Annotated in this window: 19 protein-coding genes; 3 read left to right on the forward strand and 16 right to left on the reverse strand. The window is 42.6% G+C overall.

The annotated features are described in order from the left end of the window. Window positions 1-32: 32 nt before the first annotated feature. Both G628_RS0115065 and G628_RS0115070 read right to left on the reverse strand, forming a co-directional pair. Window positions 33-1,088 (reverse strand): glycosyltransferase, encoded by a 1,056-nt coding sequence (locus tag G628_RS0115065; RefSeq protein WP_026667376.1) that lies wholly within the window; start codon window positions 1,086-1,088, stop codon window positions 33-35. Continuing rightward, window positions 1,081-2,988: a hypothetical protein gene (locus tag G628_RS0115070; RefSeq protein ID WP_027209478.1), complete on the reverse strand. Its 1,908-nt coding sequence runs from the start codon at window positions 2,986-2,988 to the stop codon at window positions 1,081-1,083. The genes G628_RS0115065 and G628_RS0115070 overlap by 8 nt, the downstream gene beginning before the upstream one ends. A 247-nt stretch (window positions 2,989-3,235) precedes the next feature. Here G628_RS0115070 and fliD point away from each other — a divergent pair, with 247 nt between their 5' ends. Continuing rightward, a complete protein-coding gene (gene fliD, locus G628_RS0115075) occupies window positions 3,236-4,546 on the forward strand; it encodes a flagellar filament capping protein FliD (RefSeq protein WP_027209479.1) in 1,311 nt (436 codons plus the stop codon). Window positions 4,547-4,608: 62 nt separating this feature from the next. On the opposite strand, the gene glf is transcribed toward fliD, so the two are convergent. The 8 genes from glf to G628_RS17665 all read right to left on the reverse strand — a co-directional run bounded on the left by glf (window position 4,609) and on the right by G628_RS17665 (window position 13,670). Continuing rightward, window positions 4,609-5,805, reverse strand: a complete 1,197-nt coding sequence (glf, locus tag G628_RS0115080; protein ID WP_026667379.1) for a UDP-galactopyranose mutase — start codon at window positions 5,803-5,805, stop codon at window positions 4,609-4,611. A 189-nt stretch (window positions 5,806-5,994) separates the two neighbouring features. After that, complete coding sequence (locus tag G628_RS0115085; RefSeq protein ID WP_026515661.1) at window positions 5,995-6,330, reverse strand: hypothetical protein; 336 nt, start codon at window positions 6,328-6,330, stop codon at window positions 5,995-5,997. Between the two features lie 366 nt (window positions 6,331-6,696). Next, window positions 6,697-7,437: a zinc ribbon domain-containing protein gene (locus tag G628_RS0115090; RefSeq protein WP_026655674.1), complete on the reverse strand. Its 741-nt coding sequence runs from the start codon at window positions 7,435-7,437 to the stop codon at window positions 6,697-6,699. Between the two features lie 44 nt (window positions 7,438-7,481). After that, window positions 7,482-9,098, reverse strand: a complete 1,617-nt coding sequence (locus G628_RS0115095) for a glycosyltransferase (RefSeq protein ID WP_027209480.1) — start codon at window positions 9,096-9,098, stop codon at window positions 7,482-7,484. Between the two features lie 115 nt (window positions 9,099-9,213). Further along, window positions 9,214-10,155, reverse strand: a complete 942-nt coding sequence (locus G628_RS0115100) for an NAD-dependent epimerase/dehydratase family protein (protein ID WP_027209481.1) — start codon at window positions 10,153-10,155, stop codon at window positions 9,214-9,216. 5 nt (window positions 10,156-10,160) lie between these two features. Then, window positions 10,161-11,540, reverse strand: a complete 1,380-nt coding sequence (gene rfbH, locus G628_RS0115105; RefSeq protein ID WP_026667382.1) for a lipopolysaccharide biosynthesis protein RfbH — start codon at window positions 11,538-11,540, stop codon at window positions 10,161-10,163. Window positions 11,541-11,556: 16 nt separating this feature from the next. Further along, window positions 11,557-12,648, reverse strand: a complete 1,092-nt coding sequence (rfbG, locus tag G628_RS0115110; protein WP_027209482.1) for a CDP-glucose 4,6-dehydratase — start codon at window positions 12,646-12,648, stop codon at window positions 11,557-11,559. Then, window positions 12,648-13,670 (reverse strand): glycosyltransferase, encoded by a 1,023-nt coding sequence (locus tag G628_RS17665; RefSeq protein ID WP_034501055.1) that lies wholly within the window; start codon window positions 13,668-13,670, stop codon window positions 12,648-12,650. The genes rfbG and G628_RS17665 overlap by 1 nt, the downstream gene beginning before the upstream one ends. A 253-nt stretch (window positions 13,671-13,923) precedes the next feature. Between G628_RS17665 and G628_RS17670 the strand changes: the two genes are divergently transcribed. Further along, window positions 13,924-15,003 carry a hypothetical protein gene (locus G628_RS17670; protein ID WP_196803778.1) on the forward strand — a complete coding sequence of 360 codons (1,080 nt, stop codon included), beginning with the start codon at window positions 13,924-13,926 and terminating at the stop codon, window positions 15,001-15,003. A 152-nt stretch (window positions 15,004-15,155) separates the two neighbouring features. Continuing rightward, entirely contained in the window at window positions 15,156-16,181 is a 1,026-nt protein-coding gene (locus G628_RS0115125) for a GGDEF domain-containing protein (protein ID WP_196803779.1), read from the forward strand. A gap of 569 nt (window positions 16,182-16,750) precedes the next feature. Here G628_RS0115125 and prfB read toward each other — a convergent pair. The 6 genes from prfB to G628_RS0115155 form a co-directional block, all read right to left on the reverse strand. Beyond that, window positions 16,751-17,893: a peptide chain release factor 2 gene (prfB, locus tag G628_RS0115130; protein WP_026667385.1), complete on the reverse strand. Its 1,143-nt coding sequence runs from the start codon at window positions 17,891-17,893 to the stop codon at window positions 16,751-16,753. A 68-nt stretch (window positions 17,894-17,961) separates the two neighbouring features. Continuing rightward, entirely contained in the window at window positions 17,962-20,526 is a 2,565-nt protein-coding gene (secA, locus tag G628_RS0115135; protein WP_026655681.1) for a preprotein translocase subunit SecA, read from the reverse strand. Window positions 20,527-20,678: 152 nt separating this feature from the next. Continuing rightward, the gene (locus tag G628_RS0115140) at window positions 20,679-21,218 is read right to left on the reverse strand and encodes a hypothetical protein (protein ID WP_026655682.1); all 540 of its coding nucleotides are present in this window, start codon (window positions 21,216-21,218) and stop codon (window positions 20,679-20,681) included. 387 nt (window positions 21,219-21,605) lie between these two features. Next, window positions 21,606-22,328 (reverse strand): ABC transporter ATP-binding protein, encoded by a 723-nt coding sequence (locus G628_RS0115145; RefSeq protein WP_027209484.1) that lies wholly within the window; start codon window positions 22,326-22,328, stop codon window positions 21,606-21,608. 37 nt (window positions 22,329-22,365) lie between these two features. Continuing rightward, window positions 22,366-23,556 carry an ABC transporter permease gene (locus tag G628_RS0115150; RefSeq protein WP_027209485.1) on the reverse strand — a complete coding sequence of 397 codons (1,191 nt, stop codon included), beginning with the start codon at window positions 23,554-23,556 and terminating at the stop codon, window positions 22,366-22,368. Continuing rightward, a complete protein-coding gene (locus G628_RS0115155) occupies window positions 23,534-23,947 on the reverse strand; it encodes a DUF4418 family protein (protein ID WP_027209486.1) in 414 nt (137 codons plus the stop codon). The genes G628_RS0115150 and G628_RS0115155 overlap by 23 nt, the downstream gene beginning before the upstream one ends.

A 23,947-nucleotide genomic window follows, 5' to 3' on the forward strand; every position in this document is an offset into this window, starting at 1 on the left:
TCATACAGGCATACCTTCGTCAACGAATTTTTTCATTTATAGACAAACTCTCTCTGCACATAGAAGCTGATAAGAAAAAGCATGCCATCGACAGCGATCTTTATGCACACTTCGGGGATCATAGGCATGATACTGTGTCCGAGTGTAACAAAAAATCCGCTAAGCAGCATGATTGCTACTGCCAGCGCAAAATAAGAAATCGCGGCTTTCGATTTTTCTTTTTCTCCCGAAAAAACAATTTCATAATTAATGAAGAAATTATATGTCGCCGAGATTATTCTCGCCAATATCGTAGAAAGCATGATATACCCCATCTTCACAGGCGCATTCACAAGCACCGTGCAGAAGAATCCAAAAAGCACCATGTCCAGAAGGCATGATGAAACGGACGAAAGCAGGAACTTAAAGAAAACCGCATAAATCCTGAGCGAATCAAGCAACGGATTAAAGTGGCTGGACTTATTCTCCTCAAGATATATTGTATCCACGGGAACTTCAATTATGCTGATATCCTTTTCTTTTGTGGCTATGAGCATATTTGTCTCAAACTCAAAGCGCTCCCCTTTTTCGGTCAAAAGATATTTCATAAAATCCACGCCGATTCCGCGAAGTCCGGTCTGCGTATCGCTTATCTTAAGTCCAAGAAGAAGATTCATGACACGGCTTGTTGTCTTATTTCCAAACACACTTCTTGCAGGAATTCCGGGCTTTCCGAAATCTCTCACACCGAGAATGAGCGACTTGATGTTATCCGCCAGTACTTCACCGCACTTGCAGATATCTTTTACAGAGTGCTGCCCGTCGGAATCCGCGGTAACAACACCGACAAGATTGTCATACTCATTGATGCAATGATTAAATGCCTCCTTGAGTGCCCTTCCCTTTCCCATATTAACGGCATTTCTCAAGGTCACAGCGCCGAGCTTTCTGACCTCATCAAAAGTGTGCCCGTATTTTGCGGGATCTGAGCCGTCATCAACCACGATCACAGGCTCTGTCGTTGTTTCGACAAGCTCTTTTACCAATCTGATAAGTTCTTCTCCCGGCTCATATGCCGGAATGACAATAGGAACAGCACCTTTACTCAAGAGTTACTCCCCTTCCACTGTTTATTATTTTGTATATTTTACAACTTTCGAACTTACTTCCTTCTTTTAAAAGAGGTAAGAAAAGATCTTTTGAGATTTCATCATCATCTTCAATGTATAAATATGAAGCATGACTCGCAAGCAGTTTATCACCAATCGACGCCGTATCATCGGATTCAGTCATAAAACCGTCATAGACAAGGGCGACAGGTGATGCCTCCTTGTTAATATATGCATTGTGGACCCAGTACGAAGAATGTCCGTCGCGCATAACCAGAATTCTCTTGCCCTGCAATTCCTTATCCGCCGTCACGTTATCCACAAGGAGTTTTCCTTTTTCACCGATCATGTCCTCTATATAAACCCTGTTTTCCTCCGCCACATCTCTGTAGCCGTTTATATAAAAGAGAAATCCCTTGTAGTCCGCTGTCACAAAGACAAACACAAGAAATGCAAGCGCAAATATCTTTGATTTTTTAAATTTACCCGCACCATTATACAATACCCCGGCCAAAAGATACACCCCGCCAAGCATAAAAGGACAGCCGTATCTGGCAATCGAAAGCGACATCGCATAGGCATCAAGGTACTGATCTTCAGTCTGAAAGATTGATATATGTGCCAAAAAGATGATCCCGTAAGCCAAAAGTGCCGTAGTCGCGGTAAAAATCGCAAGCTTCACAATATCTTTTTTATCCGCTGCTTTTTTATAAAAAAGAAATGTCAAAAACAATCCCATCAAAATCAGCATTGCGCCCGCCGAAACATCTATCGTAAGATTGCTGTCTCCATGCATCGGAAGAAGCCAGAAGCCCTTCATAAAAAAGCCTGCTTTGTCCATAGTATTCGCAGGAGCCACGTAATCGCCGGAAGTTGCAAGGCGTATTCCCGCTCCTGTCAACTTGGCAACTCTTCTGTTGATGAAACAAAATCCAAGCCAGGAGCCGTAGACTATAAAACTTGCGACTCCGGAAGCAATGTACTTTCGCATATTCTTTTGCCCAAAAACAATTCCGAACACGAATGCAAATGCCGCCCACTCTGCTCCGACCGATTTTGTCAAAAGAAGAACCGATGCGTACAAAAAAATCTTTATATAATAAAATTCTTCATTATTCAAATTCTCATTTCCGCGTCTGCCGCTCCAAAGTGTCAGAAGAAGCGCCCCGTAAATGATTCCCATCGTCACATCCGCAGGAGTTCCGTAGTAGATTATTCCGTTGAAGATTCCGGGAAAAAGAACCATCGCCGCAAAACAGAACACCGTAAGCACATTCTTTTTTGCCCCAGAGAACTTATCCGCCGCTTTCTTCACAACTCCGAAAAGAGGCATCATGAATATTGTATTGGTCACGAAATATCCGAGAAACTGCAGGTTTTCTCTGTACTTACCAAGTCCCATAAAAAGAAACAAGCACTTATACAATGAGCCCGCGGGCGGATAATCACCAAACTCAGGCGATACATTGCCATACTTTCCCGCAAATCCGTTCAGATAAAAAATCTGCTTGGCATCCTGCGACCAGAAATTAATGTCATCCCACCACGAAAAAGCAAGTCCCGACGTAAGAAAGCCCATTATCACAGAGGTCACGATAAGCCCGATAACTTCGGGAGATAAGATACTTTTCCCAAGTGCCTCAAGTCTTTTGCTCTCAGCATTTTTCTTTTTATCCATAAAAAAAGAAATAACGCTCAGCACTATATACAGAGAAGCCTCAACAAACACGCCGCGCAGCGCGCCAATGATGGCAAGAACATACATGGTAAGCCCCAGAGCCGCATATGCTACAGGAAGCGTACTTGCCATATTCTCCTTATATCTGTATGAAAAATTTGCAGCCATTAGAATTACTGCGGCCGCGCACAGAATGAATCCGATAAGATCGACAGTCCACATACTATGTTTCCTATTCCCAAATTAGTATTTTCAGATAAAAAGAAAAACAAAATTATTATAGTATTAATATTCCATTAAATCATCGCTTTTCACTATTTTTTCACTAAAAAACGATTGACATTTGCACAATAATATATAAAATGTAAGTAACTAAAGGTGGCTAAGTATGCCCTCGTGCGTCTGATGTCAATGGAATGACAGAATCATTATACCGCACGTATATCAAGGAAGAAAGGAGGGGCATCGAATGGCAGGAATATCTCTAAATGGTGTTTATAACCATTTCATACAGGACTACGTGTCAAAAGATGTTACACAGGCCGACGCACATCGTAAGGATGAGCTTAGGGATGTGTATAAGTCGATTGCAAAAATAAACAAAAACTCCCCTCTTTATTTACTTTCAAATGATGACGATGTGCGTATTGACGCAATAGATATAAAAGAGCGTGCAAGACAGCTTCAGAACAGTATCTTTAACCTTAGCGATCAGGAAGATAAATCTTCCCTGAATCACACTTCCGCTTTCTCGACAGATTCGGATACGGTAGTTGCTTCATACATCGGCAAAACTCCGAACGAAGATGTCGGAACGGCAGGTTTTGATATCGAAGTATCACAGCTCGCTTCGCAGCAGGTAAATACGGGACTTATGCTTTCAACGGATTCATCAAGCGTACTTCCTCCCGACAATTATTCATTTGATGTAAAAGTCGGCGAGCAGGAATTTGAATTCCAGTTCAGCATTTACGGTGCCGACAAGAATATAGATGTACTACAGAAACTTGAAAAGCTGATAAATAAGGCCGACATAGGTCTTTCAGCCGAAATATTAGAGGGAACCAATAACCGCTCTGCGCTTCAGATCTCATCCAAACACACCGGTCTCCACCCCGGAGAACTCAGCCAGTTTGAGATATATGAGACTGACGGAGAACTCAAAAGTGGTGCTGTTGCCGCTCTCGGACTTGATATGGTTTCCGCTCCCGCTTCCAATGCGCACTTTGCGTTAAACGGCGACGAGAAAACAGCCATTTCAAATCACTTCACAGTCGGCTCCAAGTTTGACATCCACTTAAACGGTGTCACAGAGCCCGGAGATTCGATACATGTCGGTGTCAAAAAAGATAACGAGGCGCTTGTAAACCATATAACCGCCCTCATCGACAACTACAACAGTTTTGTAAACGACGCTGCACAGGAACACGACGTCAAGTACAAAGGCGACAAGCTCAGGTCTGAAGCAATATCGATTGCGCGCCAGCACATAAAAGATACCGAAGCACTCGGAATCAAGCTCGAAGGAGACGGTGTAATATCGATAGATACGGACACACTCAAGGAAGCTGTCACAACAAGCAATAACACCGACGCACTTGAGCCCATCAAGAAATTCTCGGAATCACTTCTTTCGATGGCAAAAGAGATCTCGGTAAATCCTATGAAGTACGTTGACAGGCCTGTCGTTAATTATAAGAACCCCGACAACAAAGAAAACGTGGCTTCACCGTACATCACAAGTGAGTATTCAGGCATGATGTTCAACAATTATTGTTGAAGCCTGTTTAATATAGAGAAGCAGCTCGCCAAACGGCGGGCTGCTTCTGCTTTACGCATTATTTATGCATTCTCTGCACTAAGGTTAAGCGCTTCCCTTATTACCTGATCCATATTGTAATACTTATACTGGCCAAGCCTTCCTCCAAAGAGGATATTGGGAAACTCTTTTGAAAGCTCGGTATATTTCTTAAAGAGCTCATTATTCTTATCATCATTCATCGGATAGTAAGGCTCATCGCCGTGCTTCCATTCTGCCGGATACTCCCTTGTGATAACCGTTCCTTTTCCCGTTCCGTATTCAAAATGCTTGTGCTCGATTATTCTGGTAAAAGGAATCTCACGCTCAGTATAGTTTACAACAGCATTTCCCTGATAGTTATCAACATCGGGAAGTTCCTCTGTCTCAAATCTGAGCGACCTATACTCAAGAGTTCCAAGCTTGTATCCAAAGAATTCGTCTATCATTCCGGTAAAGAGGATCTTATCAAAGCTGTCGCCTGTTACTGAAGCGTAAGGCTCAGCAGGAACATTTCCGCTCATATTCACAAAATCATAGTAATCAACGGATGTCTTTACCGTTATGGTTCCGGAAACCTTCTCAGAATCTGCGCTGAGAAGAAGGAGTTTGGAAACAAGTTCCGTATATCCGCCGATAGGAATACCCTGATATCTGTCATTAAAATAATTATTGTCGTAAATAAATCTCATTGGAAGTCGTCTTATAATGAACGCAGGAAGTTCCTTACAGTCTCTTCCCCACTGCTTCTCGGTATAGCCCTTAACAAGTTTCTCATAGATATCTCTTCCCGCAAGGCTGAGCGCCTGCTCTTCGAGATTGTCGGCAGAAAAAGAATCTGTTCCCTTTTCCTTATTTATCCTTGCAATCTCTTCTTTTGCCTGCTTATCTATGATCTCTTTAGCTTCATCAGGAGTCTTTATCCCCCACATTTTGCTGAAAGTATTCATGTTAAAGGGAAGATTGTAGAGCTCATCTCCGTAAACAGCGACAGGACTGTTGATATAGTTATTGAACTCCGCAAATCTGTTCACATATTCCCAAACCTCTTTGTCCGATGTGTGGAAAATATGCGCTCCGTATTTATGCACATTTATTCCAAGTTTATTCTCTGTATAGATATTTCCACCGATATGCTCTCTTCTATCTATCACAAGCACATCTTTGCCCTTAGTCGCCATCTCATGTGCGAAAACCGCACCAAAAAGTCCGGCCCCAACTACCAAATAATCGTATTTCATATCCCCGATTGCATGATATTCACTTAGCTCATGCTTTTCCTTTCTCTGATATTCCCCTATTATACCCTCTATCGGCTTTTGGCACAAATAAAGAGTTGATCTTCAACTCTTTTCTTTGAAAATGAAAAACGAGACAAAGAAGATTTTGTCTTCTCTGTCCCGCTTATTAATTTTTTGTTTAAGTCCATATCAGTCAGCCTGATATTTGTCTAACTGTGAAAAATCACCCATCATATCAAGAATCTTCTTACGTCCCGCTTTGTTAAGCTTAACATACTGCTGCATTACACGGTTCTCAACGATCTTCTTTCCAAGATCTGCACCCTGCTCAAGTGTTGAAAAATCAACAGGGTTAAGATTCAAACGATCGCACATTTTGATAACTGTTCCGTAAGCCATTCCCTCAATTCCTCTATCAAGTGCTGTAACCAATGTGCTGTATGGTATAGACATATCTATAGCAAACTGTCTTACGCTCTTATACTGCAGAAGAATTTCCTTCTTCAAAATTTCAGCTTTTGTCATGTTGCATAACCTCCTAAATCTTTTCTCTTTTGCGTCTCTTTTCTTTTGCATCCCCTAGTCTATCACATAGACGTTATTTCGTCATTCCTTTTTAAGAAAATTACCTGCTAAAATTTTCTTAAGAATAACGACACTTTTTCGGCAATTTAACGAAATTGTAGGAGGAAACATTTTTTTGCGAAAGTGTTCACACATTTATCACATTTTATTGTTAAAATATGAGACTTTTTCCCGTTCACCCCCTCCAAAATCTTCCGATATTGCCTAGGATTTCTATATATTATTATACGAAAAAACAAATAGTACGCAAGTACTATTTGTCGTAAATTTTTTAATGTTTTTCTGTTGTATAAAATAGCCGGAACCCTATATTCCACGCACATCTTCAATTCTATTGTTTAAAAATGACATAACCTCGTTGTATATATCTTTCGGAATGCTGTATATTTTGTGAATATTTCCGTCACACAAAATATCAATCGTACCCATTTTCTTTTTCACCGAGACTATATTTTTAAAATCAATGACCTCCTTGGCCATATCATTATTCCCCTTGAATTCAAGGCGTTCCGAGTAGATACTGAGTATGCCTTCTTTAAAGCCTTCAGTAGCCTTTACCTCATATTCCGGGTCATCAACCCCAAGAACCGAATCAAAGCCGCGTGCGCCCGTCTCAGACTCCATAACAGGCGCCGTAAGATCGGCTTCTCTGATCCTTCTCTCGGATGTTTCCTCGTCATCGTCGTCAAATTTAACGACATTGGTCTCAATAAGCCCCGATACCGTATTGTAGGCCGCTTTTATCGCATATCCCGAGTTAACCAAAAGCGTGATATTCTTGCTCCTTATCTTTTGTCTGAACTTAAGCGCATGGAATCCCGCCTTAACCGCAAAACATATTGTTTCTCCCGCTTTCACCTCATACAGCTGTTTCTCGTCAAGAAAGACCATCATTACATTTCCGTCCGTGCTCCTGTGTCCAACGCACGCAATCTGTATCAGATAGTCCTTTCCGTCTTCAAAAAGCTTCTTTCCGCACATCGGGCAGAAATTTATTCTCAGGTTAATATTATCCGGCAAAACTCTTTTACAATTAGGGCAATTCATGCACACTCACCTCATAATCTTTTTTTATCATAAAAGCCTGAACATCACTCGCTGAGCAATTTATCCAGACGTTCTGAATCAAATCCCGCATCCGCATTGGACTTTATAATATCCATCATCTCGTCGTTCCCGTTATTTATCTTCTCACTGAGGAAAAGACCGTCAGCCTTAAGGTATCTCATGATCTGACCGATGCAAACATGCTTTCTCTCGGCTATTACTATGTCAAAGGACCTTTCTGCCCACGGAAGCCTCATGGTATTCACATCTCCGAACGCAACGTCATCGGCGATAAGTCCCGCTATTCCGGCCTCAAATGAGTTAGCGCACACACCGGCTATAAAAGTATCGGGACAGCTGCTCTTTATGTATGATGCATTTGCTCCAAAACCGCAGGTAAAATCAAGAATTCTAAGCCCCTCTTTTTGCTTTGAATAAAGATCTATAACACTATCTGCTGCCTCAAACCACGGAAGCGAATAGCCCCAGATATCAAATCCCCATTTATCTATAAACTTGTTCCTGCTCTCGGTCATGGCATTCTCATTCTGGGCAAAACCGGTTCCGCCATTGTGATAAATAAAAGCATTCTTGCAGACATACTGTATAAAACCTGCCCTGGCAAGTCTGATTCCAAGATCGTCGTCTTCGAAATATCCCGGAGAAAAACGCTCGTCAAAAACTTTATAGTCCTCCGCAACGCACCTTACAGCCTCTCTTGACAGCATCATCGCAAATCCCGTAAGCCTGAACCTCTTGATATATGCCCTCTTCACGGGATAAGAATGCGCAGCGGCATAGCTTTCAAATATCTTGACACTTCTGTCAACTCCAAGTTTCCTGTGCCAGAGCTCGCCAAGTTCCTCTCCCGCATATCCGGACAGTTCCTCAGGCGTTACTTCCTGAAGTGACGCACTGTTTGAAAGTGCACTGACAGCACCGACATTTCTGTTGTCATAAAGCCCCATTCTCATGAAAAGCACTGCATTCTGTGTAAGGATAGCATCGTTATTAAGATAGAAAATGTCATTGTTCCTGTCACAACACACACTACCTATGTTGCAGCCTTTTGGGAATCCCGCGTTCTCATCGTTGAGAATAAGCTTGAACCTGTAACTTACGCTCTTTGCCTTTTCTTTGAGATACTCCTTTACTCCGTCTTCCGTAGATGCGTTATCCACAACCACGATCTCATATGCCCCCTTAGGCACATATTTTTCAATCGAGTCAATACATCTTTTCAAAAGATCCAGGTCATTGTGCGACAATATCATAAAGCTGAGCTTCCTGACTCTGAGCGTACGGCTCTGCTCAAGCCCCCTCATTGCCTCCTTAATGACTTCACTGTCATTTTCATCATCGCAGTACATCAAAGCCGTTTCCAGAGTAAGGTACGACAGGTTGACATTGATGTCTGCATAATATAATCCGAGCATATAAAAAAGCTCGTAGTTGCCCCCGTCATAGGCAATTCCTCGAGCTATTGCATCATATTCAGCCGTTGAGTCTGCGAGCGCTTCCCATAAAGAAGCCTCCAAAAGACACAGCTTAGCTGCGTCCTTCGGCTCTTTTTCACCAATATGTAAATATTCTTCCTGAAATTCGTATAACGCTTCCTTATAGTCGCCTGTCGCTATAAGTTCCGTCAGCTTTTCATACATTTTATTCCCCACCCCTGCTACTTTTTGCGAACACCGCGGATCACCTTATACTTACATTTATGGTATCTTTTGCAAAAAATAATGTCAAGCGCGATGACGTTATAAAGTGTTTTGTCTATCGATAATATTTTATTGACTCTTCAAAGCTGACTTTAGGCTCCCAGCCCGTGTCTTTTTTTATCTTTTCACCTGAGACTTCAAGTGAAACAAAAGGATTGGCTCTGTTGCCGTAGCTAATTAGGCTTTCATCCGCTCCGACACACTTTGCGGCTCTTTTTACGAAATTCATTAATCTGTCACAGTCACCGTTTGCGATATTATAGACCTCTCCGGTCACTCCTTTTTCAAAAAGAGCTATTATCGCATCCGCGGCATCTCCCGCATCGAGATAATCCCAGTACTGCTCGCAGGAACTGAGACTTACTCCCTCTCCCGCCGCAAGTTTCCTTACAACATCGGGAAGCATTCTGCCTGAGGGCTCATATTTTCCTATAAGGCTGAATATTCTTCCCCAGATAAAGTCGATTCCAAGGATCCTTGCTTTTGACTCAGTCAGATAATAAGCTGCTGCCTTGCAACTTCCGTAGGCTGTAAACGGCTCAAGAGGAAGATCTTCCGTTATGGGTCCGCTCTTAACTCCGTACTCAGCCTGTGACCCTATGCCGATTACCCTTATCGAAACGTCCATATTTTTGCTTTTAAGGCATTTATCTTTAATATCGCGGACAGAATCAAGCAAAAGCAGAGATGCGTCTATATTCCGCCTCTGAGTATCAAAATCATCTCTTGCCCCTCCCCATGACAGATGGAAAAGAGCTATCGCTTCCGCACCGCTTATATCATCGTCATCGATATAACCGCATATTTTGTCGTAGTCTTCCATATCGATGAGCACTTTTTTCAAAGACTCGCACTCAGAAAACCTGTCATTGTGAGATGAGCCTTTTCTTCCTATCGCATAAACTTTATACCCATAATCTAACAGGTGCTCTGTCAGATTAGCTCCCGCAAATCCAAAGGCACCTGTCACTATGGCAATCTTACCATTATTTTTCATATTTATTACGCTTTCCCGCAAGCTTTCTTTATCACGTTTGCCATGAACTCGATCTTGCCATCGTTAAGCCCCGGATATACTCCGATCCAGAACGCATTGTTCATAACATAATCTGTCACGGACAGATCTCCAACAACTCTGTAATCACCGGCATCATCCACACTCTTCTTGCAAACGAACTCATCGAAGCAAGGATGCTTTGTGACATTTCCGCTAAAGAGAAGTCTTGTCTGAATGTTGTTATCCTCAAGAGCCTTGGTAATGGCATTTCTTGTAAGTTCGTTGCCGTTTCCGTCCTTAGCTCCCTCTTTTACGCCCATGATAAATCCAAACCATGAAGGATTGCTGTTCTCAGCGGGCTCGGGAAGAATAAGAACGTCTTTAAGACACTCAAGCTTCTCATAAAGGCTCTTCCAGTTCTTTCTTCTGGCATCGGCAAAACCGATGAGTTTATCAAGCTGCGCGCATCCGACTGCCGCCTGCATATCCGTAGCCTTAAGGTTATATCCGAGATGGCTGTAAACATACTTGTGATCGTATCCGACGGGAAGTTCACCAAACTTACCATCAAATCTGTGACCGCAGAAATTATCTTTTCCGGGAGGACAGATACAATCGCGCCCCCAATCCCTGTAACTTCTAACAAGTCTGTGAAGAAGAGCATTGTCCGTATATACACATCCGCCTTCACCCATCGTGATGTGGTGCGGAGGATAGAAACTTGATGTTCCTATATCGCCCCATGTTCCCGTAAATGCTGTCTTTCCGTCAATAGTATACTCAGAACCGAGCGCATCACAGTTATCCTCAACAAGCCAGAGTCCGTGCTTATCGCAGAACTCTCTTACTGCCTTGAGATCAAACGGATTACCAAGTGTATGTGCGATCATTACTGCTTTTGTCTTAGGACTGAGCGCCTCTTCAAGCATCGTAACGTCAATATTGTACTGAGGAACGGTAACATCAACAAATACAGGTACTGCGCCGTACTGCATGATAGGTGCGACCGTTGTGGGGAATCCACAGGCAACGGTAATCACTTCGTCGCCTCTCTTTATCTGTCTGTCACCGAGTTCAGGTGCCGTAAGTGCCATAAAAGCAATAAGATTGGCTGAAGATCCGCTGTTTACAAGGCTTGCAAATCTTACATTCAAAAGCTCCGCAAATCTCTTTTCAAATTCATCGGTGTATCTTCCTGCGGTAAGCCAAAAATCAAGTGAAGAATCCACAAGATTTATAACTTCCTTCTCATCAAAAACCCTTCCCGAATAAGGAATTCTGTCTCCCTCGGTGAAACTGTCGTTATCTTTTTTCAAAAAGCGGTTATAATAATCCGCAACAAGGTTCAAAATCTGCTCCCTTGCCTGCTGCTCGCTGTTACTCATCTTTTACTCTTTTCTCCTATACCTGTTTATAATACTCTTTTATCTGGTCTGTCATGCACTCTACGGCTTCGCCCTTAAAATAAGCGCATGTCCACTCTGCTGTCTTTGCCACTGCGTCGTCAATATTCCATTTTGGCGACCACTTAAGTCTACTCTTTATCTTGGAACAGTCAAGTTTTAAGAAACTTGCTTCGTGAGGACCGCCGTCAGGCCTTATCACGATCTTTATGCCATGTCCCTTAAACGCCTTATTACCCGCATTTTCAGAAACAAGTTTGTTCCAGGAATCCACAAAAGCTCCCGCAAGTCTGCCCGCAGTCACCGCATCGTCATCGTTTGGTCCGACATTGTAGTAGCCCGCATAGAACTTATCTTCATACTGCTTCTGTGCAAGAAGGATATACGCCGAAAGCGCCTCGAGCACATGCTGGAAAGGTCTTGTGGAGTCGGGATTTCTGAGCACTATATCATCACCCTTCTCCGCTGCTCTCACACAATCCGGAATAAGTCTGTCGTTGGCAAAATCACCTCCGCCTATGACATTTCCGGCTCTTGCGGTAGATACCGCTATTCCAAGCTCGTTAAAAAATGAATTTATATAAGAATGTGTTACCAGCTCAGAACACGACTTACTGTTCGAATACGGGTCGAATCCGTCGAGTTTCTCATCCTCTCTGTACCCCCATACCCACTCATTGTTCTCGTAAACCTTATCCGTGGTAACATTCAAAAAAGACTTAACGCTCGGGCAGTTCCTTACGCATTCACACACGTTTACGGTGCCCATCACGTTTGTTTCATATGTATATCGCGGATCCTTGTAGGAATCCCTTACAATCGGCTGAGCCGCAAGATGAAAAACAATCTCAGGCTTTGCTTTATCAAAATACTCTTTTAATTCATCAAAATTCCTAATATCGCCGATATGCGAGTCCATCTCATTCGCAATACCGGAAATCTCATACAGATTCTCTTTTCCCTCAGAAGGTGCAAGAGAATATCCGTATACATCGGCCCCGGCCATTATCATGATCTTGGAAAGCCAGCTTCCCTTAAATCCCGTGTGGCCCGTTATGAGCACTCTTTTCCCTTTGTAAAAATCTAACATCATTCACCTTTCTCTATCTCGGCAGCCTCTTTCTCATAATCAGCCGCCTGTTCTTCGTTGCCAAGCGCCTTGTAGCACTTTGCAAGCGCAAGCCTCGGAATTTCCTTGCCGGTCTTGATATCAATTATGCTCGCGCACTCATACGCCGCGTTGTAGAACCAGACTATAGCTTCGTCATAGTCCTCTTTTCCGTAATAATATTCTCCGAGTTCGCAGCACATTTCACTGCACATCTCGGTTGCGGCATCCTTAAGCGAATACTTAAGAAGCGCTTCGGCGTCTTTTTGAAGAACGGCCACATGCGCAAGTACGCAGCTCGCCTCCTTTATTTCATCAACGCTTCTCGTACTGTCTTTTACAGCTTCCACAAAAAAATCTTTTGCCAAAATAAAATCTTCATCTTTCCCCGCCATAAAAAGCTCTCTGGCGTACATTCCGTGAAGTCTTTTGGAGATGCGTCTTCCGCCGGCAACAGCCTTCCTGAACGAAGAAAGGTCGCGCTCCGCATGGTTTTCTTTTGGCCGATGTATTATCTCAACCTCGCTGTTACAGATAACGGGATCGATGACCACCTGCTCGTGGATTGGATCCTCCCACCTGAAATTCCGCACTCTCTTAAAGAGCTTCGGGCGAAGTTCCCTGTCATAATTGTAGACCGTCCGAAATGACAACTGATTGCAATAATACATCTGAACAATATCTATATCAAGTTCTTCAATATCTTTCTTTAGCCTGATGAACCTCTGCCTGTTGTCCTCATCGAGCTCCTCATCTGCATCCGCAGAATAAATGTAATCGCAAGTTGCAAGTGAAAAAGAATAATTTCTGGCCTCGCTAAAATCTCCCGTCCACTTAAAATCATAAACCTTTGCGCCGAACTCTTTGGCAATATCAACAGTCCTATCCTCGGAGCCTGTATCCACAACAATCATCTCGTCAACAATTCCCTGAAGGCTCTTAAGGCATTTCCCAAGATTCTCTTCTTCATTCTTAACTATCATGCAAAGACTGACTGTTATCATATTCTCCTCCGCTTTTTATCCCCTTTTAAAAAGATACCTCTTGCTCCACTTAATAATTTTACCTTAAAAACATATGTCTTTCTATATTTTATTGCCCGCAAAAGTGTATTAATGTACAATTTAAGTTAATGGCTGCATGCAGGTATGTTGACTTTAGATCAATTATTTCGCAGATAATTTATCCGACCGTCACCGTTCCGGCACAGCGGATTTGGTGGAAGGATCGATGATACAAAAAAGTTTTTGCAAAAAAATGATCTATATATTTATTCTGGTATTTGCAGTTATGCCGGCGTCTTTTGGCTGTTCAAAACCAACAGAATCCGCAGAGGTAAGCGCGCAAAAAGCATTGGAAAATCCTGTGCCCGCGCCTACTCCCTATAACAGCGAAAGTTTCATCGAAGAATCCTCTCTTACAAGTGACGGCGAAGATCCAATCGCCGCTGCATCAGAATATACTCCCGGAAAAAATTACGATTCAAAACTAAGCGTTCCGACATACGTAACGAACATCGATGGCACATGGTTTATTGTTGATTGTTACCACAACAGGGTGATCTATTCGGATTCGCTCGAAACACCTCTCAACGAGTGGAATATAATGACATCCGATGCCACAAGGCCTCATACGATCGCAAGTGACGGAAAAGTCTACATGATCGACGATACTGACAATAACAGAATTCTTATCTTTGAAAAAGTAGACGGTAAATTCATTCACACCCAGAGCTTCTACGACATAGGAATACGCCCGCACTACACAGTTTACGACGAAGCTACGGATACATTTTATGTGTGGAGTTCAATGACGGGTGAGCTCTTTTGCTTTAGGACCGACTCATCCACAGGCAGAGTTTATCTGACGGATAAAAGAAAGATTGATTCCCTTGACGGTATCTACATCCGCTCATTTTCTGTAATAGACGGCGATATCTACCTTGTATCGGGCGTCTCAGAAGAAGGAGCCGAGGCAACCATTCTTCAATGCGATCTTGCAACATTTGAGGTTAAGCAGATTTACGCCGTTCCCGACGAGCTTGCAGGAATGGTTCAGATAACCAAAATACAGGACTTCTACTACATCTCTGTTTCAACAGACAAGACCGGCAATCAGGATGTTGCGACTATCGTGCGCACCAAGTCTCTTGACGATCTTGCCACAGGTGAATATGAAGATATCTACTCAAAATATTTTATCGGAGGAGGCACTCCATACTATATTTCTTCAGTAGGTGATACATATTTTCTTACAGAACACCGCCTTAAAGATCATTCTGTCTGGTCTTTCAAAGTTGAAGACAACGAAATCGCAGATGTACAGCCGATTTTCTAATGTACCTTTAAAATGTCATCAATTTTTATAAAAATTTAATTTTTTTCTTTATCTCTGAACAATTTCCTAGTAAAATTGAATTAGGAGATATGAAAATGAGAATATTCGCAAACGTCAAAACGTCAATCAATCGATACAAAGACTATCGCACTATGACCAAAGACGATTTAGCGGACTTCTATCAGTCAAAGTGCGACTACTACCAGGAATATGTATGGGTATGCCTGGTAGTCGGAACTATTCTTTCAGTCTTTTACATAGTTCCGGATTATATGCTTAACGGCAGTATTATCCCCACGCTCATACCAAGACTCACGGTATTGGGTATTCTTTTGTTGTTTCTTATAGTCCTTCATTTCTCACACAGCAGGGCTGCCATAGTAACAGCGGACTATTTCCTTGTTCATTCCATAATTGTCACCACAATATGCGCAGCACACTTTCTGGGGCATAAGACTCTTGCAAGTGAATTTTTCCTGATAATGAATCTCATCTTTCTTATTGCCGGCTTTGTTGCAAGGATTAGGGAAATAACCGTTTCATATATCATTTTCTTCCTCGAGATCCTAATATCGCATTTCATCATCCGCTATGAGAATTTTCCAATCATTATGATACTTATAATCCCATGTGGTCTTGCAGTCATCTTCTCTCACGTTATCCTGACATTCTTATATCTTGACCATTACAGGCTAAGCCAAAAACTTGAACTTGCAATGATCACAGACCCTCTGACTCAGGTTTACAACAGACATCTTTTGGAAAAAATAGTTACCAAAAATGCTCTTATGAACATGGAAGAACCCATTGCGATCGCAATGCTCGACATAGACAATTTTAAAAAGATAAACGACGAACACGGTCACTACACAGGTGATCTGACTCTCCTTTACATAGGACAGAAACTTTCAAAAGAAACTCATTCGGACGACTACGTTATACGCTTCGGCGGCGAAGAGTTCATCGTAATTTTTAAAAAGTGTGATATAAACAATGCTTGCGCCCGCATGGAGCAGTTCAGACAAGACGTAGAAAAAGCGGAAGATTCACCGGTTCCGTTTACAATATCAGTCGGCGTCTCCAAATACACCGGCGACTTCTCCAAAACAATCCAGAACGTAAATCACGCACTTACCAAAGCCAAAGATTCAGGCCGCAACAGTGTGGTTGTGGTGTAGTGAAGATGTGACGTAACCAAACAGGCAGATGTATATAATCTTTTGCTCAGGTTGTGCTAAACACTCCAATGAGCCCAAAACAGTAATCGATTCGTGCAATGGCACTCACGATTACTTGGTCTCATTTCCGTAGCACAAATTCGCAAAAGATTATATACATCTGCCTGTTTGGTTACTGCATATTCTCACACTGTACTTAACTACATACCAGATCATTTATTCATTTCACAACACTTTAAAATATATTCTTGCATCACTTTACCACTAAATCCTTAGCTAATATGGTTTTCTATATTTCTTCCTATAATATTCCCAAAAAGTCTGCAGTAAATTCAGATTCCCACAGTATTATCTAACGGATACACTCCTTAAGCGTCATAGAGGATGTAATATTTCCCTCTTCTACAACGTAAAAAATCATAGTATATAAGAGTTGAATGGGCCTCTGAGCTCGTCGGTACTTATGCCACGTCTTTTGTGGCATTAGTACCGCTACGAAGCGAGGGGAGCGAAAGCGTCCCTGAAACTCTTATATACTATGATTTTGTATTCTATAGATGTGTAAATTCTTACTCCTCAGATGTATCCCCCACAGGCTTTCCGCCGGTTGCAAGCCACTTGAGGTATGCATTGATGAACGGATCGAGTTCTCCGTCAAGTACGCCGTCTGCGTTTGATGCCTTAAAGCCTGTACGTGTGTCATTTACCATTGTGTAAGGCTGAAGCACGTAAGAACGGATCTGGCTTCCCCAAGCATTGTCTTTTACCTCTCCACGGATTCCGTCAAGCTTAGCCTGATTCTCCTCCTGCTTCATGATAAAGAGCTTTGCTTTAAGCATCTGCATAGCCTTGTCCTTGTTTTGGAACTGTGAACGCTCATTCTGGCAGGCAACTACAACACCTGTAGGAATATGTGTGATACGAACAGCGGATGAAGTCTTGTTGATGTGCTGTCCGCCGGCACCACTTGAACGATATGTGTCAATCCTGAGGTCATCAGGGTTAATCTCGATATCAACATCTTCCTCAATATCAGGCATTACATCACATGATACGAAAGAAGTCTGTCTCTTAGCCTGTGCATTGAAAGGACTGATACGAACAAGTCTGTGAACACCGTGCTCAGACTTAAGAAGTCCATACGCATTTGTTCCCGAAATCTGGAATGTAACAGATTTGATACCTGCTTCGTCTCCGTCAAGAAGATCGAGAACTTCGGTTGTGAAGCCTTTTCTTTCTGCCCATCTTGTATACATACGATAGAGCATGCTTGCCCAGTCGCAAGCCTCTGTTCCGCCTGCACCGGCGTTAAGTCTGAGAATTACATCATATTTGTCATAAGGCTGGTTAAGAAGATTGCTGATTCTGATATTCTCGAGAGTATTCTCAAAATCATCAAGCTCAGATCTGATCTCTGCAGCCATATCATCATCGTCAACGCCCTCTGCGTTCTGCATATCGATGAGGTCGATTATATCTCCGTACTGCTTGTTGAGCTGATCGATCCCTGCAACAAGGTCCTGCATATTCTTAAGATCTTTTGTCTTCTTGTTTGCCTTCTCGGCATTATCCCAAAATCCGGGCTCCTCCATCTCACGGCTGAGCTCTTCTATTATCTTTTTCTTATTATCCAGATCAAGAGACGCTGTCACTTCTTCAAGAGTGCCTCTGAGATTCTGAATTTCAACTTTCATCTGATCAAGTATTACCATTATGTTCTCCTATGTCCTATTCGCGATACGTTAGATTATTCGGTATTTCTTTTGCCAAAACGTATCACTTATACCCTGCCGCAACAATTCTTGTATTTCTTGCCGCTTCCGCAAGGGCAGGGATCATTTGGATAAACTTTGGCTTCAACTCTCTTAACGGGAGCTTTCTGAGCTGTATCATCCTTATTTGTGCCTGTAACTTTGGCAACCTGCTCACGCTCTACCTTCTCTTCGATATGAACATGGAAAAGAAGTCTCACTGCATCTTCCTTAATTCCCTTTGTCATATCATCGAACATCTCATAACCGGCAAGCTTATACTCAAGCTTAGGATCTCTCTGTCCGTATGCCTGAAGACCGATTCCCTGACGAAGCTGATCCATATCGTCAATGTGATCCATCCACTTTCTGTCGATTACTTTCAAAAGAATTACTCGCTCAATCTCTCTTATTGTCTCGGGCTCAGGGAATTCTGCTTCCTTAGCCTCATAGAGTTTAACGGCCTCTTCCTTGAGCTGCTGGATAAGACCTGACTTTGTAAGATTATCAATACGTCCTCTGTTGATCTTCTTAAGAGGAATTGTAGGAAGCAGGATCTCATTGAGCTCGTTGAAATCCCAGTTATCCGAATCAGTCTCTTCACCTACAACAGTCTCAACAGACGATTCAACAATATCTGTGATCATCTTGTAGATGGCATCTCTCATTGATTCTCCGTTAAGAACTTTCTTACGCTCAGCATAAATAATCTCTCTCTGCTCATTGTTTACCTGATCGTACTCAAGAAGATTCTTTCGGATTCCGTAGTTGTTGGACTCAATCTTCTTCTGTGCGGTCTCAATGGCTTTAGAGAGTGATGAATGCTCGATTTCCTGACCATCGGGAATTTTGAGCGCATTAAACATAGCAATAAGTCTCTCTGAACCAAAGAGTCTCATGAGGTTATCTTCAAGTGAAAGATAGAACTTAGACTCACCGGGATCTCCCTGACGTCCTGAACGTCCGCGGAGCTGATTATCGATACGTCTGCTCTCATGTCTCTCTGTTCCGATTATCTTAAGTCCGCCTGCTGCCTTTGCTTCTTCATCAAGCTTAATATCGGTACCACGGCCGGCCATGTTTGTTGCGATTGTTACAGCGCCGTGCTTACCTGCCTCAGCGACAATCTCAGCTTCCATCTCATGGAACTTCGCATTAAGTACCTGATGCTGGATTCCTCTCTTTTTAAGGAGCTTGCTGAGTTCCTCAGATGCCTCGATCGTGATCGTACCTACAAGAACAGGCTGTCCTTTCTTGTGAGCCTCTTCTACAGCATCACAGATAGCCTTAAGCTTTTCTTTCTTGGTCTTGTACATTGCATCCTGAAGGTCCTTACGGATAACAGGCTCATTTGTAGGGATCTCTATAACGTCCATTCCGTAAATATCACGGAATTCTCTTTCTTCTGTGAGAGCAGTACCTGTCATACCACATTTCTTTTCAAACTTATTAAAGAAGTTCTGGAATGTGATTGTTGCAAGAGTCTTGGACTCTCTCTTAACTTTAACGTGCTCTTTTGCCTCTATTGCCTGGTGAAGTCCGTCTGAATAACGACGTCCCGGCATAACACGACCTGTGAATTCATCAACGATAAGAACTTCGTCATTCTGAACGATATAGTCGTGATCTCTCTGCATTAAGTTATTTGCTCTGAGAGCAAGGATAATGTTGTGCTGGATCTCAAGATTCTCGGGATCTGCAAGGTTTTCGATGTGGAAGAATTTCTCAACTTTGGCAACACCCTGCTCGGTAAGATTAACGATCTTATCCTTCTCATTTACGATGAAGTCACCGGTTTCTTCTCTCTCAATGCCCATGATGGCATCCATCTTGGAGAGTTCTTCCATGTCTTCACCTCTTGTCATCTGCTTTGCAAGGATATCGCATGCCTCGTAAAGCTTTGTAGACTTATCAGACTGACCTGAAATAATAAGAGGGGTTCTTGCTTCGTCGATAAGAATTGAGTCGATCTCATCGATAATCGCGTAATTAAGTCCGCGAAGAACGCACTGCTCTTTATAAATAGCCATGTTGTCACGAAGATAATCAAAACCGAGCTCATTGTTTGTAACATATGTGATATCACAAGCATAAGCAGCTCTTCTCTCCTCAGAATTCATGCTGTTAAGTACAACACCTACCGTAAGTCCGAGGAATTCATGTATCTTACCCATCCATTCAGCATCACGCTTTGCAAGGTAATCATTTACTGTAACAACGTTTACACCCTTTCCTTCAAGTGCATCCAGATAAGAAGGAAGTGTGGCAACAAGTGTCTTACCTTCACCTGTTCTCATCTCTGCAATACGACCCTGATGCAAGATAACACCACCAATGAGCTGTACTCTGAAGTGCTCCATTCCAAGCACTCGCTTACCGGCTTCACGAACTACCGCATATGCCTCAGGCATGATATCATCAAGTGTTGCGCCATCGGCAAGTCTCTTTTTGAATTCTTCAGTCTTTCCTCTAAGTTCCTCGTCTGACAAAGACTGCATTATAGGCCTCATAGCCTCTATAGAGTCAACCGTGCTACGGATTCTCTTAAGCTCCCTCTCACTATGTGTTCCTATTATTTTGTTAATAATACTCATCTCTTTATTTCTCCCTAAAAAAGGGTATACTGACCCCTTTTATTTAGCAAAAGTCCGTTGTACATTGTAACAGATTTGCATAAACTATTCAACTTTCTACATATAAAAAGCAGCTACAGGAGTTCTGTAGCTGCATATCAACTAATTATCACTTATCCGTGGAAATTTGAGTTACTGTACAAAATGCTTTTTACCTGACCGCCTTTTATTGTGAAGCTAAAGCTATAACCGTCGCATTTGTATGCATATATTTCTTCTTTTTTAAGCTTAGTCCTCTCATTAGGATTGCCATAAGCTGCCTCTACCTCTTCTGCCTTGCTTCCTATACCGATTCCTTTTGAAGTCTTAAATTCGCCGCCGTTAACAAGCATTGAACCAATAATTTCATTTCCTTCATCGGCAGATGTCGATATAGACAAGTTATAGTTTTCTCCGTTTTTATCGAAATCATAAGTTTTTCCGCTTGACTCTGTGCCATCTACTTCATCAGCCAATTCCGCAACAGACTTTATAGCCTCCACAACAGTCTGCGGATCATCCGTAAATGAAACGGTCTTTCCGTTATATTCAAAAGACGGATCTGCCTGCGTTATTTCTGTCGATATTGCTCCTGCTGAGCCGTTTCCGCATCCCATAAGTGCAAGCACCATTGCCGAAGCCATAATAATTGTTGTAATTCTTTTCTGTCTCATTTCTCTTTCCTCACTTAAAAATATATTTCGCCATAGGCGTTTTTTGAACTGTACTAATCATTCTAATACACTTATACACCCTCTTCTTATTTCTGTCAACAACCTGAATATTGTGGAGCGTTCTTTTTCCTGCGACGATGGATTTGCTTGTATGCTACTTCTAATGCCTATGGCTACGCTTATTTGCTTTTTTCAATGCTTCCGGATTCACCTATGACCTGTTAGCTGCTTTTTGCTCAAATGGGTCATACATACTCTTGGTTCTGCATTTAATTTTCCACGGGACAAAAGAAAAAAGATGCTGAACTATAGAAAACATGCAAAAAACGGCCCGAAAGCCGTTTTGTATTATCCGTATTTAATGGTATTACCCTTATTTTTTATAAATCAAGTAGTATGTTCAAGTTCATATTTGAAGTCAGCTTCCGCAATGGCTTCCTGCTCGTGGGAGCTTATGATAACGGTACTTCCCTGCGTGCTGAAACGCTTTAGGAGTTGAAGAACCGCCCTGACGTTTTTGCGGTCAAGATTTGCGGTTGGCTCATCCATGATTATGAGATCAGGCTTTGTAATAAGCGTTCTGGCGATCGCGGCGCGTTTTATCTCGCCGCTCGAAAGACTTGATGGATACTCGTTCCGGAGCTGACTTAACCCAAGGGCGTCAAGAAGCTCCGCCGAAAAGCTTGCCAGTTCTTCCGCGAGCGGCTCCTTGCCATTGCCATCACTACTGCTATTGTTATTGCTACTGCTATTCTTATTTTTTTCACTTTTGCCACTTATATCATATGCAAGTTTTAGATTTTCAATGAGAGTAAGATAAGGAATAAGCTCGCAGTTCTGCGTCATAACGCCCATAAAGTCGGTCCTTAACTCCGCAAGTTCTTCATCGCCAAGCGAAGTTATTTCTTTTTCTCCGTAATACACCTTGCCCTCCGTAGGTTTACTGAGACCTGCAACTATATTAAGGAGCGTGCTCTTCCCAACGCCGCTGTCTCCGCTTATAACCGTGAATTTACCCTGCGGCAATGTTACGTTGATATTATCGAGAACCGTAAATTCACGCTTATCTCTCTTATACTTTTTAATTATCGCATCCAATCTGATATCCATACTTATTTCTCCGAAACGATATTATTATCAGTGCACATCACAAATAGACATTCTCCGGGCACAGCTTCTTTATGCTAAACAACGCACTCAGCGGCCCAAGCACCGTGGTAAGCAAAAATGACACAGCCACAACCGCAACTTCTTCACCGATATACGGCGCGGTAAAAGGAATCTTCGTAGCCGCCTCAATAAGCTGCAGCATCACAACAAATGAAAGGAATCCAAACGCTGTACCTATAAGCGCGCTGGGAAATGCCGTCCACCATACTTCGCGCATAAGGAACTCAGCTATCTTCTTCCTGCTGATCCCGATCGTTCTAAGTATCTCAACTTCTTTTTTCCTGTCATTTAATGTGATGTAATGAATTATGAACAGTAAAAATATACTGATAATTACCATGAGCACGATCACAACCGCGTAGACAATGTATGTGTCCTTAAGGCCCGAAAAAAGCTTTGAAGACACGCTCTCCGCAGTGACAATATCCACATCATCTATCCTTGAAAGTCCCGCAACAACCCTTGAAACCTTATCTTTGTCCGCAACTTTCACACAGACCGCAGATACGTCTTTGGAATTGACTTCAGCGATAACGCCCTGCCCCGCATTTTGCGCATTTTCCATAATCTCGCCGATAAGATTTCTGCTCACAAAAACAGTCGCATCCATGGAAGATCCGCTCTCATCAAGCGTTGCCGCAACAGGGTACTCTTTTCCAAACATCTTAAATGTCCCGCTTGTCACATTCACCTTGCTTCCGGCAATAAGCGCACCTTCTTCAAGCGACCTTATATACTTCCTGTCGATCCACGGTGTCACGACAAAATCCGAATCCATATCGATTCCGATTATCTGAACAGGCTGATCGCAGCAAGATGACTCAAGTGTCATAAGAAATGTCTGCGGCGACGCCGTTTCTACGCCTTCAACCTCTCTGATGCCGTCAATGACAGAACTGTCCATATAGAAAAAACTCTTTTTCGTGGTCAAAAGAATCCCCTCCATATCATCGCCGTGTCCTTTGGGTGTCACGATTATATCCGCTCCCATGCGCTGTGCGGCATTCTGACTTCCGTGAGCCATACCGAACGCGGTAAGAGAAATAATCACCATTGCAAAGGACAGCACCAGCCCGATAAGAATCAGGCCGATGCTGCGATATAGTTTTGAGGATATGCTCTTGAAAACCAACTTATCTAATTTATCAAATCTTTGAAGGGTTCCCATTCTTTTTTCCCCTTATAATAAAATCAACAACCGCTACTCCGGCAAGTACAATGCCGACAATCACAAGAAAAGGTCTTGTGTAAACGTAGCAGTGCATGCTCTTCATATCGCACACAGGTGCTATAACTCCGGGAAGGAGTGCAATAAAGATTCCGCCCACAATCTGGATTACTGATATAACTTTTTCCACAAGCAGTTTCTTGGCAAAAATCTGTACCGCCGCCAGAATCGCAAGAACTATACTCGCCGCAATGGCGAGAGCTCTAGTCTTATGACACTTTGCTTCCATATCTCCCATATCACCGCAAACATGTGCAAACGTAAATAAACCAACTATCACAAATGCAAGAATAAGCACTCTTAAAATATTTACAATCACTTTTGATTTCAT

The sequence above is a fragment of the Butyrivibrio hungatei NK4A153 genome (assembly GCF_000424465.1).
In the GTDB taxonomy this organism is placed as follows: domain Bacteria; phylum Bacillota; class Clostridia; order Lachnospirales; family Lachnospiraceae; genus Butyrivibrio; species Butyrivibrio hungatei_A.

What these genes read in the sequence shown, in the direction of transcription:
- G628_RS0115125 (WP_196803779.1), top strand. Translation starts at nt 15,156, where the DNA reads ATGACCAAAGACGATTTAGCGGACTTCTATCAGTCAAAGTGCGACTAC.
- G628_RS0115095 (WP_027209480.1), bottom strand. Translation starts at nt 9,098, where the DNA reads ATGTATGAAAAGCTGACGGAACTTATAGCGACAGGCGACTATAAGGAA.
- G628_RS0115100 (WP_027209481.1), bottom strand. Translation starts at nt 10,155, where the DNA reads ATGAAAAATAATGGTAAGATTGCCATAGTGACAGGTGCCTTTGGATTT.
- rfbH (WP_026667382.1), bottom strand. Translation starts at nt 11,540, where the DNA reads ATGAGTAACAGCGAGCAGCAGGCAAGGGAGCAGATTTTGAACCTTGTT.
- G628_RS0115140 (WP_026655682.1), bottom strand. Translation starts at nt 21,218, where the DNA reads ATGAGACAGAAAAGAATTACAACAATTATTATGGCTTCGGCAATGGTG.
- G628_RS0115085 (WP_026515661.1), bottom strand. Translation starts at nt 6,330, where the DNA reads ATGACAAAAGCTGAAATTTTGAAGAAGGAAATTCTTCTGCAGTATAAG.
- G628_RS0115150 (WP_027209485.1), bottom strand. Translation starts at nt 23,556, where the DNA reads ATGGGAACCCTTCAAAGATTTGATAAATTAGATAAGTTGGTTTTCAAG.
- G628_RS0115070 (WP_027209478.1), bottom strand. Translation starts at nt 2,988, where the DNA reads ATGTGGACTGTCGATCTTATCGGATTCATTCTGTGCGCGGCCGCAGTA.
- prfB (WP_026667385.1), bottom strand. Translation starts at nt 17,893, where the DNA reads ATGGTAATACTTGATCAGATGAAAGTTGAAATTCAGAATCTCAGAGGC.
- G628_RS0115145 (WP_027209484.1), bottom strand. Translation starts at nt 22,328, where the DNA reads ATGGATATCAGATTGGATGCGATAATTAAAAAGTATAAGAGAGATAAG.
- G628_RS17665 (WP_034501055.1), bottom strand. Translation starts at nt 13,670, where the DNA reads ATGATAACAGTCAGTCTTTGCATGATAGTTAAGAATGAAGAAGAGAAT.
- rfbG (WP_027209482.1), bottom strand. Translation starts at nt 12,648, where the DNA reads ATGTTAGATTTTTACAAAGGGAAAAGAGTGCTCATAACGGGCCACACG.
- fliD (WP_027209479.1), top strand. Translation starts at nt 3,236, where the DNA reads ATGGCAGGAATATCTCTAAATGGTGTTTATAACCATTTCATACAGGAC.
- G628_RS0115155 (WP_027209486.1), bottom strand. Translation starts at nt 23,947, where the DNA reads ATGAAATCAAAAGTGATTGTAAATATTTTAAGAGTGCTTATTCTTGCA.
- G628_RS17670 (WP_196803778.1), top strand. Translation starts at nt 13,924, where the DNA reads ATGATCTATATATTTATTCTGGTATTTGCAGTTATGCCGGCGTCTTTT.
- glf (WP_026667379.1), bottom strand. Translation starts at nt 5,805, where the DNA reads ATGAAATACGATTATTTGGTAGTTGGGGCCGGACTTTTTGGTGCGGTT.
- G628_RS0115090 (WP_026655674.1), bottom strand. Translation starts at nt 7,437, where the DNA reads ATGAATTGCCCTAATTGTAAAAGAGTTTTGCCGGATAATATTAACCTG.
- secA (WP_026655681.1), bottom strand. Translation starts at nt 20,526, where the DNA reads ATGAGTATTATTAACAAAATAATAGGAACACATAGTGAGAGGGAGCTT.